General features: G+C 36.3%; 31 protein-coding genes and 1 tRNA gene. 31 read left to right on the forward strand and 1 reads right to left on the reverse strand.

Annotated features, from left to right (window positions below; all coding sequences use genetic code 11):
* The first annotated feature begins 66 nt into the window (after positions 1-66).
* The 31 genes from QGM71_RS01080 (at position 67) to QGM71_RS01230 (ending at position 15,930) form a co-directional block, all read left to right on the forward strand.
* Positions 67-798 (forward strand): conserved phage C-terminal domain-containing protein, encoded by a 732-nt coding sequence (locus QGM71_RS01080; protein WP_327605659.1) that lies wholly within the window; start codon positions 67-69, stop codon positions 796-798.
* A gap of 10 nt (positions 799-808) precedes the next feature.
* The gene (locus QGM71_RS01085) at positions 809-1,618 is read left to right on the forward strand and encodes an ATP-binding protein (RefSeq protein ID WP_327605660.1); all 810 of its coding nucleotides are present in this window, start codon (positions 809-811) and stop codon (positions 1,616-1,618) included.
* Between the two features lie 140 nt (positions 1,619-1,758).
* Entirely contained in the window at positions 1,759-2,013 is a 255-nt protein-coding gene (locus QGM71_RS01090; RefSeq protein WP_327605661.1) for a hypothetical protein, read from the forward strand.
* Between the two features lie 3 nt (positions 2,014-2,016).
* Entirely contained in the window at positions 2,017-2,412 is a 396-nt protein-coding gene (locus tag QGM71_RS01095; RefSeq protein WP_327605662.1) for a hypothetical protein, read from the forward strand.
* Entirely contained in the window at positions 2,409-2,987 is a 579-nt protein-coding gene (locus QGM71_RS01100) for a hypothetical protein (protein WP_327605663.1), read from the forward strand. Before QGM71_RS01095 ends, QGM71_RS01100 begins: the two co-directional genes overlap by 4 nt.
* On the forward strand, positions 2,984-3,163 hold the full coding sequence (locus QGM71_RS01105; RefSeq protein ID WP_327605664.1) for a hypothetical protein: 180 nt from the start codon (positions 2,984-2,986) through the stop codon (positions 3,161-3,163). Before QGM71_RS01100 ends, QGM71_RS01105 begins: the two co-directional genes overlap by 4 nt.
* Positions 3,160-3,630, forward strand: coding sequence for a hypothetical protein (locus QGM71_RS01110; protein WP_327605665.1), 471 nt, complete (start codon positions 3,160-3,162; stop codon positions 3,628-3,630). Before QGM71_RS01105 ends, QGM71_RS01110 begins: the two co-directional genes overlap by 4 nt.
* A complete protein-coding gene (locus tag QGM71_RS01115; protein WP_327605666.1) occupies positions 3,623-3,967 on the forward strand; it encodes a hypothetical protein in 345 nt (114 codons plus the stop codon). Before QGM71_RS01110 ends, QGM71_RS01115 begins: the two co-directional genes overlap by 8 nt.
* Positions 3,960-4,346, forward strand: coding sequence for a hypothetical protein (locus QGM71_RS01120; protein ID WP_327605667.1), 387 nt, complete (start codon positions 3,960-3,962; stop codon positions 4,344-4,346). The genes QGM71_RS01115 and QGM71_RS01120 overlap by 8 nt, the downstream gene beginning before the upstream one ends.
* 80 nt (positions 4,347-4,426) lie before the next feature.
* On the forward strand, positions 4,427-5,230 hold the full coding sequence (locus QGM71_RS01125) for an HNH endonuclease signature motif containing protein (RefSeq protein ID WP_327605668.1): 804 nt from the start codon (positions 4,427-4,429) through the stop codon (positions 5,228-5,230).
* A gap of 168 nt (positions 5,231-5,398) precedes the next feature.
* Entirely contained in the window at positions 5,399-5,974 is a 576-nt protein-coding gene (locus tag QGM71_RS01130; RefSeq protein WP_327605669.1) for an NAD(P)-dependent oxidoreductase, read from the forward strand.
* Between the two features lie 15 nt (positions 5,975-5,989).
* The gene (gene ssb / locus QGM71_RS01135; RefSeq protein WP_327605670.1) at positions 5,990-6,382 is read left to right on the forward strand and encodes a single-stranded DNA-binding protein; all 393 of its coding nucleotides are present in this window, start codon (positions 5,990-5,992) and stop codon (positions 6,380-6,382) included.
* A gap of 175 nt (positions 6,383-6,557) precedes the next feature.
* Positions 6,558-6,800, forward strand: a complete 243-nt coding sequence (locus QGM71_RS01140; protein WP_327605671.1) for an NrdR family transcriptional regulator — start codon at positions 6,558-6,560, stop codon at positions 6,798-6,800.
* Positions 6,787-6,960: a hypothetical protein gene (locus tag QGM71_RS01145; RefSeq protein ID WP_327605672.1), complete on the forward strand. Its 174-nt coding sequence runs from the start codon at positions 6,787-6,789 to the stop codon at positions 6,958-6,960. The genes QGM71_RS01140 and QGM71_RS01145 overlap by 14 nt, the downstream gene beginning before the upstream one ends.
* Positions 6,961-6,971: 11 nt before the next feature.
* Positions 6,972-7,286: a hypothetical protein gene (locus QGM71_RS01150; RefSeq protein ID WP_327605673.1), complete on the forward strand. Its 315-nt coding sequence runs from the start codon at positions 6,972-6,974 to the stop codon at positions 7,284-7,286.
* A complete protein-coding gene (locus tag QGM71_RS01155; RefSeq protein WP_327605674.1) occupies positions 7,283-7,933 on the forward strand; it encodes a dUTP diphosphatase in 651 nt (216 codons plus the stop codon). The genes QGM71_RS01150 and QGM71_RS01155 overlap by 4 nt, the downstream gene beginning before the upstream one ends.
* Positions 7,934-8,037: 104 nt before the next feature.
* Positions 8,038-8,214 carry a hypothetical protein gene (locus tag QGM71_RS01160; protein WP_327605675.1) on the forward strand — a complete coding sequence of 59 codons (177 nt, stop codon included), beginning with the start codon at positions 8,038-8,040 and terminating at the stop codon, positions 8,212-8,214.
* Positions 8,214-8,720, forward strand: a complete 507-nt coding sequence (locus QGM71_RS01165; RefSeq protein WP_327605676.1) for a hypothetical protein — start codon at positions 8,214-8,216, stop codon at positions 8,718-8,720. Before QGM71_RS01160 ends, QGM71_RS01165 begins: the two co-directional genes overlap by 1 nt.
* The gene (locus QGM71_RS01170; RefSeq protein ID WP_327605677.1) at positions 8,721-9,029 is read left to right on the forward strand and encodes a hypothetical protein; all 309 of its coding nucleotides are present in this window, start codon (positions 8,721-8,723) and stop codon (positions 9,027-9,029) included.
* On the forward strand, positions 9,030-9,368 hold the full coding sequence (locus tag QGM71_RS01175) for a hypothetical protein (protein WP_327605678.1): 339 nt from the start codon (positions 9,030-9,032) through the stop codon (positions 9,366-9,368). It begins immediately after the preceding gene.
* Positions 9,369-9,436: 68 nt separating this feature from the next.
* Positions 9,437-9,628, forward strand: coding sequence for a hypothetical protein (locus tag QGM71_RS01180; protein WP_327605679.1), 192 nt, complete (start codon positions 9,437-9,439; stop codon positions 9,626-9,628).
* Between the two features lie 17 nt (positions 9,629-9,645).
* Complete coding sequence (locus QGM71_RS01185) at positions 9,646-10,071, forward strand: hypothetical protein (protein ID WP_327605680.1); 426 nt, start codon at positions 9,646-9,648, stop codon at positions 10,069-10,071.
* 14 nt (positions 10,072-10,085) lie between these two features.
* A complete protein-coding gene (locus QGM71_RS01190) occupies positions 10,086-10,286 on the forward strand; it encodes a hypothetical protein (RefSeq protein WP_327605681.1) in 201 nt (66 codons plus the stop codon).
* 116 nt (positions 10,287-10,402) lie between these two features.
* Positions 10,403-10,475: transfer RNA gene (locus QGM71_RS01195), tRNA-Arg, on the forward strand.
* 121 nt (positions 10,476-10,596) lie between these two features.
* Positions 10,597-11,793 (forward strand): SANT/Myb-like DNA-binding domain-containing protein, encoded by a 1,197-nt coding sequence (locus QGM71_RS01200; protein ID WP_327605682.1) that lies wholly within the window; start codon positions 10,597-10,599, stop codon positions 11,791-11,793.
* Positions 11,794-11,805: 12 nt separating this feature from the next.
* The gene (locus tag QGM71_RS01205) at positions 11,806-12,033 is read left to right on the forward strand and encodes a hypothetical protein (protein WP_327605683.1); all 228 of its coding nucleotides are present in this window, start codon (positions 11,806-11,808) and stop codon (positions 12,031-12,033) included.
* A 10-nt stretch (positions 12,034-12,043) separates the two neighbouring features.
* Positions 12,044-12,358, forward strand: a complete 315-nt coding sequence (locus tag QGM71_RS01210; protein ID WP_327605684.1) for a hypothetical protein — start codon at positions 12,044-12,046, stop codon at positions 12,356-12,358.
* A 4-nt stretch (positions 12,359-12,362) separates the two neighbouring features.
* Complete coding sequence (locus QGM71_RS01215; protein WP_327605685.1) at positions 12,363-12,779, forward strand: hypothetical protein; 417 nt, start codon at positions 12,363-12,365, stop codon at positions 12,777-12,779.
* A gap of 117 nt (positions 12,780-12,896) precedes the next feature.
* Positions 12,897-13,268 carry a terminase small subunit gene (locus QGM71_RS01220; RefSeq protein ID WP_327605686.1) on the forward strand — a complete coding sequence of 124 codons (372 nt, stop codon included), beginning with the start codon at positions 12,897-12,899 and terminating at the stop codon, positions 13,266-13,268.
* Positions 13,258-14,481, forward strand: a complete 1,224-nt coding sequence (locus QGM71_RS01225; RefSeq protein ID WP_327605687.1) for a PBSX family phage terminase large subunit — start codon at positions 13,258-13,260, stop codon at positions 14,479-14,481. Before QGM71_RS01220 ends, QGM71_RS01225 begins: the two co-directional genes overlap by 11 nt.
* A gap of 12 nt (positions 14,482-14,493) precedes the next feature.
* On the forward strand, positions 14,494-15,930 hold the full coding sequence (locus QGM71_RS01230) for a phage portal protein (protein WP_327605688.1): 1,437 nt from the start codon (positions 14,494-14,496) through the stop codon (positions 15,928-15,930).
* Positions 15,931-15,946: 16 nt separating this feature from the next.
* Here the strand turns inward: QGM71_RS01230 and QGM71_RS01235 are convergent, their stop codons facing one another.
* On the reverse strand, positions 15,947-16,255 hold the full coding sequence (locus QGM71_RS01235) for a hypothetical protein (RefSeq protein WP_327605689.1): 309 nt from the start codon (positions 16,253-16,255) through the stop codon (positions 15,947-15,949).
* Positions 16,256-16,299 lie beyond the last annotated feature (44 nt).

The raw sequence follows: 16,299 nt of genomic DNA on the forward strand, positions 1-16,299 counted from the left end.
CAATCTTACTATTAGTATATCAGAAATGGACAAGAATATACCAACAAATTGCAAGAAGGTGAATAAATGAGTAACTACGATGCCATCAGGGGCCTTATAAACAAAATGAGTGGTCAGCATAACACTTTCACCGTACCTAAGATATACGTTGAATACACTGGAGATTTAACTACAGCGATTCTTTTAAATCAAATTGTTTTCTTGTCAGATAAATCAAAGCGAAAAGATGGTTACTTTTATAAAACCTATAAAGAATGGAAAACAGAAATCTGTTTAACGGAACGACAAGTTAGAAACTCGGTTAATAAATTGAAGAAGTTAGAAGTAGTTGAAACAAAGCTAATGAGAGCGAACGGATCACCAACAGTTCACTACAAACTCCATTATGACAAGTTGGTAGATTCCATTCTTACATTATGTCAGATTCCAAACTTACAATATGTCAGTATCCAACATGACAATAAGTCAGAATCTATAACAGAGACTACTACAGAGAACACAACAGAGACTACTACAATACCTTATGTCGAGATAATTACTTATCTCAACGATATAGCTTCCAAGAATTATAAATCATCTACCAATAAGACAAAAGACTTAATCAAGGCTAGGTGGAATGAAGGATTTAGAGTTGATGACTTTAAGCGAGTTATAGATATAAAGCACGATGAATGGAAAGACGATCAAAAAATGAATAAGTTTATCAGACCAGAAACGCTATTCAGTCCAAAGTTTGAAGGTTATCTCAATCAAGAAGGACAAGCCAATGACGGCGGAGCATTTGACGAATTATTTTAGGAGGTAGCTCATGAGTATGAAAGAAGCTATGGAAAAGATACGAGAAAAACACGGTGTAGAAATAGTGGGAAAACATACATGCGAAGATTGCGGGAAAGAGTTTGATCTTGCTAGGAGAAAGAACACAGAAACAAACCCATCTTACACATGTCCATATTGTTTAATAGATTCAGAGGATAACAAAGTACGAGAAACCTTTTCAGTCATGATGGAGAAACAGAAGTTAATTGACCCTGACAGAATAAGCCATATTCCAATGGATATTAGGAATAAGACATTTGATGATTATATGCCAACAACAGACTTGCAGAGAAAAGCGAAAGATATTGCCATCAAGTTTGCTAACGATGACATAGAAGAATCCTCACTGGTTTTTCAAGGAGATACAGGGATAGGTAAAAGCCATTTATCTAAGTGTATCAGAGATTCTTTCAGAAATCGTATTAAGTCGGTGGTATTCATTGATTCACCTGAACTAATGAATAGGATAAAAAACTCATTCGGATATAAAGATTCAGGGAAAGTACAAGAAAACCTATTACGGACCATAGCAAACGCTGACTTGCTAATACTCGATGATATAGGCGCTGAATACGTTAAACCTGATGCAAATGGTTATGAAAGTTGGGCTGCTGATATTATTTTTCAGATTGTAAATTCAAGGCTAGGTAAGCAAAACATCTATACAACCAATTACACAAGTAAGGACCTTAATAAGAAATACGGCATGTTATCAAAGCGAATCATTTCCAGAATGATGAACAAAGCAAAAGTAATCAAGGTTGATGGTGACGATCAACGGCTGAAAGGTTTTGATTAGATGTGTGCTACATGTAAAGGGAAAGGCGGTCTAACCATTGAACATACGTGGGGCGTACAATTTGCCCCCTGCCCCGATTCCCATTGTGACTTCATACGGAATGATGATGATATAGAGGACCTGAAAAGAAGGTTAGGACTATGAACACATTAAGCAATGTAGCGATGCTAAAGCAGACAAGAGCAAGAGACAACGTAATCCTGCTAGAAGAATTAGAGTTCGTAATGCCAACGGAACAACTACAAACCATCACAGACCTACATAACGATGGCATGGAACTAGAGGATATAGCGAAAGAAGTAAAACGAAATCAATATGAGGTGCTAATAGCATTAATCCACCAGAACAAAAGAAACGTCAAATTAAGACCATTCGCTTATCGGGATAGGGGGTAACTCATGTTTGACGACATCGAACAAACCGCAACATTCATACGGGATGCTATACGAGATATACCGAAGCAATTCGATTATAACGGCAAAGCACAAAGTAAGTTGGATAAAGAACGCCAGGACATCATGCATTACATGGAATTTTGCAACTTAAACGCTAGTGATGGATGCAAAGCCTACAAAGATTTCCAAAGAGTAAGCAAAGAAAGAAGAAAGCACAAAAACGAAAATGAACTACTGGCAGAGATCAACAATATATTCATAAAACTAAAACCACATATTAACGAATTAGACCAAGCTATAGGAAGTTTGCGAAAGGTGAAAACAAATCAAAATAACAGGACTTACAAATGCAAAGTAAGGAATGATCTGCAAGATAAATTTGAGGGGGCAGGAAAATGAATAAAGTGAAGGTGACACAAGATCAAGCTGATGCGATACATCAATGGAGAACATGTTCAGATCGCAATGATTCAGAATTAGTGGAAACTCATATTCGGGGCTGGGTGCTTGAATCAGATCTATCCTTAAACGAATTAGATTTAGATGATTTTATCAAAGCTTTATACATCGGTTATGAAGTAGAGCCACAGTTTAAGGTTGGGGATTGGGTTGTTCGTGAAAATGTTATCACAAAAATAACGAATATTAATTATAAGCTTGATTCAGAAGGGGCTATTACTACAGAAAGGTTTTTAAGTTGGGTAACAGACAATCATTTACGCCATGCCACACCAGAAGAAATAGCAGAAGAAAAAGAACGCAGATGGTGGAGCAAGCACGGCAGGGAAAATTGGGAGTTGAAAAATGGTGATGTATTGGACAAAAGAAATTTTGCTTACACAGTTCGAGCAGTTGATGAAAGCTACGTTATGTTCAACGAGTTCGCCACAAAGAAAACATGGGACGAGTTAAAAAAAGATTTTAAAGTAGCCTGTTTTGCCGAAAAACGACTAGACAAAGGTGAATCTAAATGATTATAACCGCAACAATAATATTAATCGTAGCAATCCTAGTCATCATAGGGCATGTACAACACGTCAATAAATCATCAAAAGAAGGTAAGCTAGCACAATCTTATGAAATATTCTACATGGCTATTCTAACTGTATCTATCACATCAGGCATTATATGGGGAGGGTTATTTCAATGAATTTACCAAAGGAGCTTAAGTTTAAGTACAGGGATAAAATTTATTATGCAGAAGTATCAGATGGAACAGTCAACGTTACTTGGGATGACATTACGGGTGAACCAGCTACTTATGAAGTAGAAAAAGTTAAAGAATATATCGGTGAGGGTGCATGGATAATTTTAGATGATAAGTATGGCGAAGCGCCAAAAGGTAAAACAGATTACGAAATCATAGCGAAAAACATCGGTAAATTAGTAGCAGAGAAAAACAAACAATACGGAGATTCATTCAATAAATCGGGCGACTTCCTTAAACTCTTATATCCAGATGGAATCAAGCCAGAGCAATACAAAGATATGTTAGGACTTGTACGAGTGTTTGATAAACAGATGCGAATAGCTAACGGAAATCAGGGAGAAGAAAATGCATGGCAGGATATAAACGGATATAGCTTAGTGGCATTAGGAGGTAATGATAATGAGTGAATGGTTGAAAAAGATAAAGGAAAATTACTCAAATATGGTTGATATAGCTTTATCATCAGGAGAAACGCTTCCAAATTACGAAATAGAGGTTGCTGATCTAAATTATTTAATCCAACAAGCAGAATATGTAAAGGAATTGGAAAAGAGAAACGCTGAAATTATTGACGGTATTAACTTCAACAATAAAGAGTATGGAAAAATCATTGGTGAAAACCAACGCTACAAACAAGCATTAGAAGAAATTGCGTTTAAACAGCACAACGTAGAACCTAAGCGGGTAGTAGTTAAATTGCAATCAAAAGCAAGGGAAGTTTTAGGAGGTAATGATAATGAATGAATGGTTAACTACAGGTGAAATGATAGATCAGTTGAAAGTTGGGGAAGTTGCGGAAGTGGCAAACAACCCATCCGAGCATTTTAAAACGAAAGATGAAAAGGTGACATATGATGAAGGTGTTCTAGTCTGGAAAAAAGACGGACTGAAATTTTTCGTCAATGATTATATAACGGAATTAAAATGGCGCATCCTACCAAACTGTGTATCTTTTGAGGAAGCTATGAAGGCATTGAAGGAAGGAAAGGTAATCAGATGGTTTTCTCTTGATGGTGGAGACTCATCAAAATTATACCCGAGAGAATATGACGACACAGATATATTAGCTGATTTCAGTTTGATGGACTTATTCGAAGGCAAATGGACAATAGAAAATGTATAGCAAAGCCCAACAACTACAATCAACCCGTATCAAGCCAAAGCGAGGGAATCACTCTAGGATAACAGGAAGGAGAAAAACGAATGGAAGTGCCTAAGCCTAAGAATTATTGTAGGTGTGGATGCGGAACTGAAATTAAGGCAACTAGAAAATGGGTATCCACTCACAATTTGAAAAAAAGAAACGAAAACTACACTTACATTGCAAATAGAGCGCATAGAGAAGTTGAATGCATGGAGTGTGAAAAAAAGCAACTTAAAAGAGCAGATCATGTAAAAAGAAGGAACGGGAAAGTCTATTGTAGTAGTGCATGTGCAAACAAAGCTAACGCACGAGCGCCGAGAAGTTACCCAGAAAGAAAAACAGGCAAGATGAAAAAATGTAAGATTTGCAGGAAAGAGTTTTATGTACAAAAAGCAGTACTTTCATATGGTCGTGGGATATTCTGCTCAAGGGAATGTCATTTCGAATGGCTCAAAGAAAATCCACGAATAAACTTTGTAAAAGGAAATGACAATAGCGGAAAAAATAACGGAATGTATAAGAATGGCAAACACGCAGGCAGGGGATATAGAGGGGACAAAAGAAAAATTAAACAAGAGTTAATAGAACGTGACGGAGGTAAAGAATGTTTACTTTGTGGTCTACCTGGGGACGGATTGCACATGCATAGGGTTGTTTATGGTTCGCAAGGCGGAAAATATGAAACAAGTAATTGTATTCAACTATGCGGAGAAGATCATGCATTAGTCCATTCAAGCAAAAAGACATGGTTAGAACCGCAACAAAATTATCTCGCAGAACCAAACGAAAAAAACAGAAACAAGTTAATTAAATTAAGATTGGAAGTATTAGGGATAACGACAGAAAGTTTGTTTGAAGAATGAAGTTATACGTCAAGGAAATAGTTACAGAAAACGCAGACGGTGATCTACTAACACAGATAACACTACATCAGAGTAAACCTTATTTCTACAATTATATCATTTGGGCGTAAGAATCCAATTCTATAATAACAAAACTAAACAGTATTTTACAAATAGGAGGAAATTTTAATGGCATTAGTAGCTAACGGATTGGCAGGAAATAAGAATAAAGGAGAAAGAGAAAAAAACGATTTTTACCCCACTCCACCGCATGCAACGGAATCATTGCTTAATCGAGTTAACTTTGAGGGAAGTGTATGGGAGCCCGCATGTGGCGATGGGGCGATTTGTAAGGTTTTAGAAGAAAAGGAGTATAAGGTTTATGCAACAGATAAATACGATCGAGGTTATGGCGTGTATGATATTGATTTTTTAACTTGGGATTGGACAAAAACATTCAACCACAGACCGGCAAACATCATTACTAATCCGCCTTATAAAATCGCTCAAGAATTTGTTGAAAGATCGCTAGAATGTACGACGGGTAAAGTTGCTATGTTGTTGAAGTTGAATTTTCTTGAAAGCGCAAGAAGGTATGAAATGTTCAACAATACACCTTTAAAGCATGTTTTAGTTTTTTCTAAAAGATTGAATTTTTATGAAGGTACTTTAGAAGGCAATAAGAGGTCAGGGGTTTTAGCGTTTGCTTGGTATGTGTGGGAGCACGGATATGAGGGTCAACCACAAATAGACTGGATACTTTAATTAGGAGGTAATTATATGATAAACGCAGTAACGCTAGTAGGCAGATTAACAAAGGACGTAGATTTACGGTACACGCCCAATGGAAAAGCGGTAGGGAATTTTACGCTAGCGGTCAACAGGCCATTTAAAACGAACGGACAGCAGGAAACAGACTTTATCAATTGTACTATTTGGGGCAAACAGGCTGAGAACTTAGCAAACTTCATGAAAAAAGGTTCACAAGTCGGAGTAACAGGACGTATTCAGACGAGGACATATGAAAATAGCGAGGGTAAGACAGTATTTGTTACGGAAGTAGTAGCGGATCAAGCGGCATTCCTGGAAAGCAAGAAGGACAACCAATCTAGCAATCAATCAATTCCAGCAAGTGAAGGAACAGAAATCCAAGATACAGAATTACCATTTTAATTATGGACTACTCAAAAGCAACTAAACAACAACTACAGCAAATAGCCTTACATGAAAACTGCGAGTTAGATATTAAATATCTAGCTTGCAGACACTTAAAAGTTAAACGCATTAAACAGACGTTATCGCCATATTGGAGAAAACAATACTATGAATTATTTAGGAGATGGTGACTATGGAATGTCCAGAGTGCGAAGATAAAACAAAAGTAATAGATAGTCGTAAAACAGAAGTAATGTACCGCAGGAGAGAATGTAGATCGTGCAAGCATCGGTTTAGCACATACGAGGTTACACAATATTCTTTGCTTGAAATGTTAGATGACAAATTACCAGTTGAATTAGTGGATCAAGTTTCAAATGTATTAGAAAAAGAATTTCCAACAGATACAAGGAGGGCGAAATATGAAAACGTATGAGACCCATGACGAAATGAAGCGAACGCATGTTATCGAGCAACTAGAGAAATTCGGTAGTTACAACAACGACCATTACACATATCAAGAATTAAAAATAAAACTAGCAGCAGCTAGAGCAATGGATATAGACATAACACACGATGATAATAAATTTTTCTAGGAGGTTAAACGATGAGTGACTTTAAAGCAATAAGGATGATTTATAAAACTCAAGTAGAACATGGATTAAAAGAAATTACATTAAATAAATTGATGTTTGAAAAGTTATTAAACCAAGCAGAACGTGTAGAGGAATTGGAATACAGGCACAAAGTTTTATTATATGAAGTTCGGAATAAAGGCGAACTTGAGCTACAAAACCAACGCCACAAACAGGCTTTGGAGTTAATTATATCAGACACTCATTATGACGGTAGCCTTGAATATATAAGTCCTATTCACGTAATAAGAAAAAGAGCAGAAAAAGCACTAGGAGGTAACGCATGAATCTAACTAAATTATTCGAGATACAGAAAACATTGGATGATCGAATCATGAAAGAGCATGGATTAGAAGGACAGGACTTGCTAAATAAAAAGATATTAGCTTTACAAGTTGAATTAGGCGAGTTAGCGAATGAATGGCGAGGGTTTAAGTTTTGGAGTAAGGATCAGAGACCGAGGGTCGAAGATTGGATTGAGTGCTCAACTTGTAATGGAACAGGTGATTTAAACTACGAAAAGGTTCAAGAGGATGCCGAGGGAAGTGGTAACCATGAATATATTGATTGTGAAGAATGTGATTGCGCTGGAACAGTCGGAGTCAGAAACCCACTCCTAGAAGAATACGTTGATTGCCTGCATTTTATATTGAGTATTGGGTTAGATTTAGAGTTTGGTAATTATCCTATGATTGGGAGTTCACCAGAAACTAAGACAGTATCAGATATGTTTCTTGTCACTTTTGAAACAATTAATATGTTCTATCGGGCTTACTTTTCAGGCAATGAAGACTTAACTGAAATAAAATACACAATCGTTTTCGATACCTTCATAACTCTTGGAGAAATGCTAGGATTCACCACAGAACAAATCGAACAAGCATATCTGGACAAAAACAAAATCAATCACGAAAGACAGAACAATGACTACTGAACGTGAATCCATCATCGAACAATTAGTACTAATCACAGGATATAACCGCAGCGTATTTGACAGAATAGGTGACACAGAACTATTAAAGGAGTTGGAGAAATATTATGGATAAAGATAATCGAATTACAATGCTGAAACATTATAAAAAACAAGCTGAACAAGAAAGGGATTTTTATTTCAAGAAATACAAAGCAGAGCAAAGAGTAACAACCTTTCTCTTGGGGGCAATGGGAGTATTAAGTGTATTACTGATTATCGCTATATTTATGGGGGCTTACTAATGAACTATATAGGCATAGACCCAAGTACGAAAACGGGGTTAGTTATATTGAATGTTGAAGGTAACGTATTGCTTGAAAAAGAAATAACCACAAAAGAAAAAAGCGATCCTGCAAGATTCGTAGATATAACAAAACAAATAATCCCATTCATAAACGAGGGTGACAAAGTATTAATTGAGGGATTCTCCTACGGTTCAAGAGGTAGGGGAGTCTCCACACAATATGGCATAGGTTGGGCAATCCGCATAAAACTATTAAAATTAGTCCGAAGCAAATATATATCCGACTATATCGAGGTATCGCCTAACACATTAAAAAAATTCGCTACAGGTAAAGGGAACGTAAAGAAAGAGGATATGATACTACCGATTAACGACAGATGGGGCTATAGGAACGGTTCAGACAACATAAGGGATGCGTATGTATTAGCGCAGATTGGTAGGGCGTTAGATGGTCATGGAAAGCCTGCAAAAGCACAATTAGCTTGTATAAAGGAGTTGGGATGATTGAAAAAAATATGGAGTGAAGATTATAAAAACCGTCATATAAAAATAGAAGCATTTGTTAGCAAACCAATGGATAGAGAAGTTGTTTTTGTTGAATGTAACATTTATAAACCGGGCTCAAGTAAAAGTGAATATTGGTTTGATTCCATTATTGGAAAGCCAGTGTTTGGGGGTAATAAAAGATGGAAAATCAAAGTAGACAGAGAGATAGAGTATTTAAAATTTAAAGCAACCACACAGATAGATGAGGACATCAGAATGAACGAATTAACGAACGGCCTGACAGATAGCTTATTGTGGACTGATTAGATGGAACTCCAAAAAGTAACCTCAATGATAATGATTGCTTCAGAACGAATAGACAAAGCAACGAGAGAAATATATAAACTAGCCGAAAAGAAAGCAGAGACCGAAGAATATTTCCGTATAGCATTAGCAAAAGAAAAATTTATATTAAAAGATCAAGGAATGGCAATAACACTCATTGATGATTTAGCAAGAGGAAAAGAAGATATTGCAAGGTTAAAACGTGATCGAGATTTAGCAGAGGATATGTTCAAGGCAGCGATTGAGAGTTTAAGAGCGTTACAAGCAGAGTTAAGCGGATTGCAAAGCATATTGAGATTTCAGTCTGATGTAGGGGGATAGTACATGGAGTTACTAATCGTATTAATCGTATTAGTACTACTCATATTGGTTGATAAGGAGGGTTAATCATGCCAACAGAACAAGAATGGAAAAACGAAGTAGAACGCATTAAGTTAATATTACCTTATTGGGAAGCTATACCACATCCGCAAGCTGTTATTAATGCAACTTTAATAAAACATCTTATAAAAGCATATGAAAAAGGTGATAGGCAAGGTATTACATTCTTACAGATGAACGACATAGCGCAACCACATTAGGGTTAGGGGGTTAATGAATGACACAACTGTCCTTTGCTGAAAAGAAACTGGATAAAAAAGCTAAACGTGAAGTAACTAAGATATTACGCTCCTACGGTAACTTAGATGCAATTATAGAAAGTATGAGCGTAGTTATGCCGAAAGTAACACAAAGCTTTGATGTAAGCGAAGCCCAACGAGATAACCAGTTTTATTCATCGACAGAGGATTCCGTTATGAAGAAAATGCAACTAGAAATCAAATTAAAACAAAAAGAAAAGCTGGACATCATCTACGAATCTATTACACAGGAAAAGAAGGATATATGGGATTACCGATTTATAGATGGATATACAGACGAACAGACGATGATCCACATGAATTTAACGAGTAATCGGAATAAATACTTTGGTGAGAAATATGAATTAATGGGTATGATTGCAGACAGTTTTTACTTGTGGTGAAAGGAGGTATCAATATGAAAACAAGTCATGAAGATTATCTAAAACAAACATTACAGTCCAAAAAATATGAACTTGAACACTTAAATACTCAGCATAGAATTGATATTGCGGTATATAACGCAAAAAAAAGAAAAGGTAACAACGCAAATTTACTCAATCGAATCTCAACTAGAAGAAAAATAGCGAAACATCTATACTTTTTGCATACAAATTAAATACGAATTGAACGCATTTCTGTAGTAGTATAGTAGTATAGGAAAATTAGATAACGCACTTGTACGAGATTCGGTCATTAATGGGCGAACACACCTCGTATGGGTGCTTTTTATATGGGGGTATAGCTTAACGGATAAAGCGCCTGTTTTCTACACAGTTGATTGAGGGTTCAAATCCTTCTACTCCCTTTTTTAGGAAAGCCGTAATCGGTTGGCGTTATTGGATTACTAATTCGATAGCGTTTTTTATATTACATGGGCTAAAAGCGTTTATGGGATAGCCATTTGCTTGGAGGGGAGCGGGGCAATTATGAAATGGAACAAAGATAAAGACAAATACTTAATAAGCCTGGTTACAATACACGGAAAGAAGTGGCAATTTGTGGCCAAGGAAATGGAAAATAAATTCGGGGAAACATTCAGCAGTGAACAAGTCCGCAGTAGATGGAGAACTGAACTGCAATATGAGAAAGCAGAAACCGAGGATATACCTGCATATAACGAGACTACAAAGATATTGGAAAATGGAAATATTGAAACGGATAGACTAATAGAGTTATCCGAAGAAGAAGAGAAGGACAAGGATAGCGTATTGATAGCACACGGCTATGATCCTGTTGAATGGGAGATAGTTAAAGCAACATCGAGTAAGTGGCATCATTTTAATAAAGAAATGTCGAGTCCTAAGACAATGTATGCATCAAAAGTAACAGTTAAACCGAAAGTAAATGGATTTGATTGGGGCAGGTTGTTAGACGAAATTAAACAAACGCCAACAGTCAATATAGAAACATACATACCGAACGCTACAACGTATTTAAATATTCCTCTAGCAGATATGCATTTCGGTGTGGCTGATTACGATTATTACAAAGAAACACAATCTAAAATAATTAATCTAATACGAAATAAGCATGAGGAAGTATTATTTATTATTGGAAATGACCTTTTACACGTAGATAACTTTAGAAACACAACATCATCAGGACGAGAGATACAACAGATAGACATGGTACAAGCATGGAAAGATGCTAAAGCGTTTTATTATCCATTATTGGGATATGCATTAGAAAACAGTAATAAAGTGAAGATTATGTACATTAAGGGCAATCATTCGGAGAGCATGGAATGGGCATTTGTTCAGATGCTTAAAGCGAGATTCCCACAGATAATATTTGACGATGAATTCAAGGAAAGAAAAGTCCACATGTTAGGCTTGAATTTCTGTGGAGCTAATCATGGCGATAAGAAGAAGATGAAAAACATATCAGAAAACTTTGCAGTAGAATTCCCTATTGAGTGGAGTAAGGCGAAAACAAGGACAGTATTTACCGCACACCTACATCATGAGTTAGTGATAGATAAGGGTGGCATAGTGATTAGGCAGTTATCTACCCGTGTTCCTGCTGATATTTGGCATGATGACATGGGATATACAACAGCGCACAAGAGATTCCAAGTACATGAATATGATTACGATGCAGAACGATGTATTCATTATGTATAGGGGGTGATAGTTATGAAATATATGATTGCCAAGAATACAAGGATGGGAAAACATCAAATACAGCAGGAAATGATACATGATGGGTTAGGCATTGAAACAGCGCATGAACTAGCATATACGTACACGATGCAGAATACTAGTCGTAAAATTGATTATCAAGTGCTGCCAGAACCGGATGTGACTAACTTTATACTTAAAATTAAGAATCCAATTGATTATATAAATGAATCGTATAGGTAGGGGTGATTACATGAAACCCATGAAGATAAAGGTAATGTCAACAACACAAAATTGGACAACTAATATTGATGAAAATCACAGAGTGGATACAACACTATATGAAAATAAATTCACTAACACAGTAACTATGTCCGCTTGGAAAGAAGGAAGGGCAGTTGCTCTGGGTTGTGCTGAAACAAGTTTTTTCATGTGGTCTAAGTTGCTTGCAAATAAAATGTCTCGATCAATATATCTAAAGCGACTAAAAAAGGTGCAGAATGAATTGAATGCAGACATAGAAGATAAAGGGCATAAATTGAATGTCAATATATTAGAACAGAGGTGATTACATGATACCAAGCAAAGTAAAAGTAGCAGGAATAGAATATGACGTATTGCAGAAGCCAACAGTAGATAAAAATGCAACTCTAGCAGGAATATGTAATTGGGGTTTTAGTGAAATAGAAATAAAAGAGGATATACCGCAAGATAGAAAAGAAGAAACATTTATACATGAGTTACTTCATGCTATTCACTATGAAGCAGGATATGATACACAGGACGAGGATATGATTAATCGAGTAGGCAAGGTATTGTATCAGGTATTGAAGGATAACGATTTAAGATTCGGAAACAAAGGTAAGCAACATAAGATGCCAAGATTACCGGAAGTAGATTTGCCGGACATCCCTAAAATGGATTTCCCAACAATGCCTAAGATGAGTCTGCCAAACATACCCACACTAGAAAGAGGTGGAAATATATGATTGGATTAGGACTGATTTTAACCATGTACGTTACACTTCCGATTATAGCGATATTATTAGCGTACAAATTATATAGAAAATAACCAATATAGCATATGCAGGAGGGAGCGCTTATAAGTGAATGAGAAACAGAGAAGATTTGCAGATTATTACATCGAGACAGGCAACATAACGGAATCAGCAGTAAGGGCAGGATATAGCAAAAACTATGCTAATGCCCAAGGGTACAAATTGTTGGATAATGTTGGGATCAGAAAATATATAGAAGAACGAAATAAACAATTAGAAAGCCAAAGGATAGCCAATATGACAGAAGTAAAAGAGTTTTGGACTAATACTATACGTGATGAGGAACTAGACTACAAAGATCGCTTAAAGGCTTCTGAATACATTGCTAAGACAAACGCTGCTTTTATTGACAGGACAGAACAAACAGGCGACATGAGTATAAACATCAACGTAAAAGGAAGTAAAGGTAATGAACATTGATGTAACTGTTAATCAAACGTATTTACCATTATTGAAAAACGATACAAGAACACAAATACTATTCGGTGGTTCATCAAGTGGGAAAAGCTTCTTTTTGGCCCAACGTACTATATTAGATGTGTTAGGTGGTCATCGTAATTACCTGATATGCAGGAACGTAGCGAACACAATTCGTAAGTCTGTATTCAATGAGATCAGCAAGACCATTATAGAAATGGATCTTTCAAAAGCATTCAGCATCAATAAATCTGACTTAGTAATTACGTGTAATCTGACTAATAAGCAAATTTTATTCGCTGGCTTAGATGATCCAGAGAAAATAAAGTCCATTACACCTATTGAGGGCGTTATAACTGACGTATGGGTAGAAGAAGCTACCGAAACACGATATGAAGCTGTAAAGCAACTAAATAAACGTTTAAGAGGGCGCTCTAAAGTTAATAAGCGTCTTATTTTGTCGTTCAATCCCATTTTAAAATCGCATTGGATATTCGAGGAATACTTTGATGGTTGGGAAGATGATAAAACAAGCTATCACGATGAAAAACTATTAATCATCAAGACAACATATCAAGACAATGATTTCCTAGAAAAAGACGATGTATACGAGTTAGAGAATGAGCCAGATAAATATTACCGTGATGTATATACCTATGGTAATTGGGGCGTACTTGGTAACGTCATATTCAAGAATTGGGAAACAAGAGACTTATCCGACATTAAGCATACATTCGATAGATTTAATAATGGGCTCGATTTTGGATTTGCCAACGATCCGTCAGCATTAGCGAGAATGTACTATAACAAGAAGAAAAAGGAATTATATATACTCGATGAATTATACGAGCATGGACTAACAAATGATGTACTTGCAGATCGTGTAATAGAGAAGATAGGCAGCGAGGTTGTGTTTTGCGATAGTTCAGAACCTAAGAGTATACAAGAATTAAAGAATCTTGGGGTAAGAGCATTAGGCGCTAAGAAAGGCAAGGATTCAGTTAATCATGGCATCGGTTGGTTAAAACAACAAAAGATAATTATAGATGTAAGCTGTCAAAACACAAAGAATGAATTTCAGAAGTATAAGTGGAAAGAAGATAAGAACGGAATCGTACTCCCTACACCTGTAGATAAGGACAACCATTTATTGGATGCGATACGTTACGGAATGGAAAGAGATATGGTACGCAAAGGAATCCAATTTGTAAACTAAGGAGGTGCGGATATGTACCCAAGTAGTCCGACGCACACAGAAGAATTAATACAAATGATAAAAAGCAACTCACCTAAAACAGTAGACATCATCAAAGAATATATAGAGAACCACGACACGAAGGCTATGGATGAAGGGATCAAGTATTACTATAAAGAAAATGACATAACCGATCGAGTTATATATAAGTATGACAACGCAGGGAATAAGCTAATAGATCACGAAGCGACAAACAATAAATTGGCATCTGGCTACCACAAATTATTAGTGGATCAGAAAACCTCTTACCTAGTCGGTGAGCCATTAACAATAAGTAGCAAGTCTGATAAGGATATTGAGCCAATCACGGAAACATTAGGCGATGAATTTAACGATACACTACCCGAATTAGTAACCGCAGCATCCAACAAAGGCAGAGAATGGCTACATCCTTATATTGATACGAACGGGGAATTTGATTATATTATTATACCTGCACAAGAGGGAATACCGATATACGACAATACGAAGCGTAAAAGCCTTATAGGGTTTATTCGATATTATGAGTTAGACGATGGCACGAAGAAAATAGAATTGTGGGATGATAAGCAAGTTACGTTTTACGAGGAAACAGACCAAGGAATTGTAATGGATGTATCATATGAGGATAACCCGCAACCGCATTTTTATTATGGTCCAGAAGATAACAAGAAAGGCTATTCATGGAGCAAAGAAGGCAAGAAGGCAGTACCCTTTATTGAGTTTGCAAACAACAGCAAACGAGTGAATGACTTGTTATTCTACAAAGATTTCATTGATGCAACAGACAATATAATATCAGACACTACTAACACAATTGAGGATGTGCAACAATTTCTATACGTCATCAGAGGATATGAAGGACAAGATATAGCGGAAGCCGTAACTAATTTCAAACGGTTTAAAGGTGTTGCAGTTAGTTCGGATGAGAATAGTGGGGTAGACATATTGCAAGGGGAAGTTCCTATGCAATCTATTTCAACTCATTTAGACCGTATGAAAGACGATATATTCCAATTCGGGCAAGGTGTTGATATATCCAGTGATAAGTATGGGAATAGTCCATCTGGGATAGCATTGAAGTTCCTGTTCTCATTACTCGACATGAAAGCATCTGTATTAGAACGTAAATTCGAAAAAGGCTTACGTGAGTTTATTTGGTATGTATGTGAATATCTCGAAATATCAGGACAAGGCACATACGATTATAAAAATATTGAGTTCGTTTTTAACAAAAGTATGCTTATGAACGAGTTAGAACAAGTAACCATAGCACAGCAGAGTTTAGGCGTAATCAGCCAAGAAACGATAGTAGCGAATCATCCATGGACTACAAACGTGCAACAGGAGTTAGACAGATTAGAAGAAGCTAAGAGTGCTTATCCATCTGTAGAGGATGATGAAGAATTAGAAGAAGATGAAGAAGAGTAAAAAAACTCACCACATATTAGGCAAGTTTTTTAGGTTTCCATGTTTTCTTACAGTCTTTGCATTGTAGTTGTTTAGCAGTAAAAGGCGACACTACCATAAGGACTAAGCCTATTATCATGCCTAGTATGCCTACAGGTGGAATGATCAACAACCATATGCTAATACCAAACATGCCGATACCGACTAACAGAACGAAAAGGAATCCCATTTTATGAACATTCTTGGACTCACAACGAGGGCATGCTTCCCAATAATCAACCTTTTCCTTTGCTTGTTTGTTAGGGGTGAAACTATTACTCTTAATTGCATCTTTTAAATATCCCATTATTTACCTCCTTTTTTCTTATACTATATCATATGCAGAAAATT

Source organism: Virgibacillus tibetensis (genome assembly GCF_036026595.1).
GTDB lineage: Bacteria > Bacillota > Bacilli > Bacillales > Amphibacillaceae > Virgibacillus_P > Virgibacillus_P tibetensis.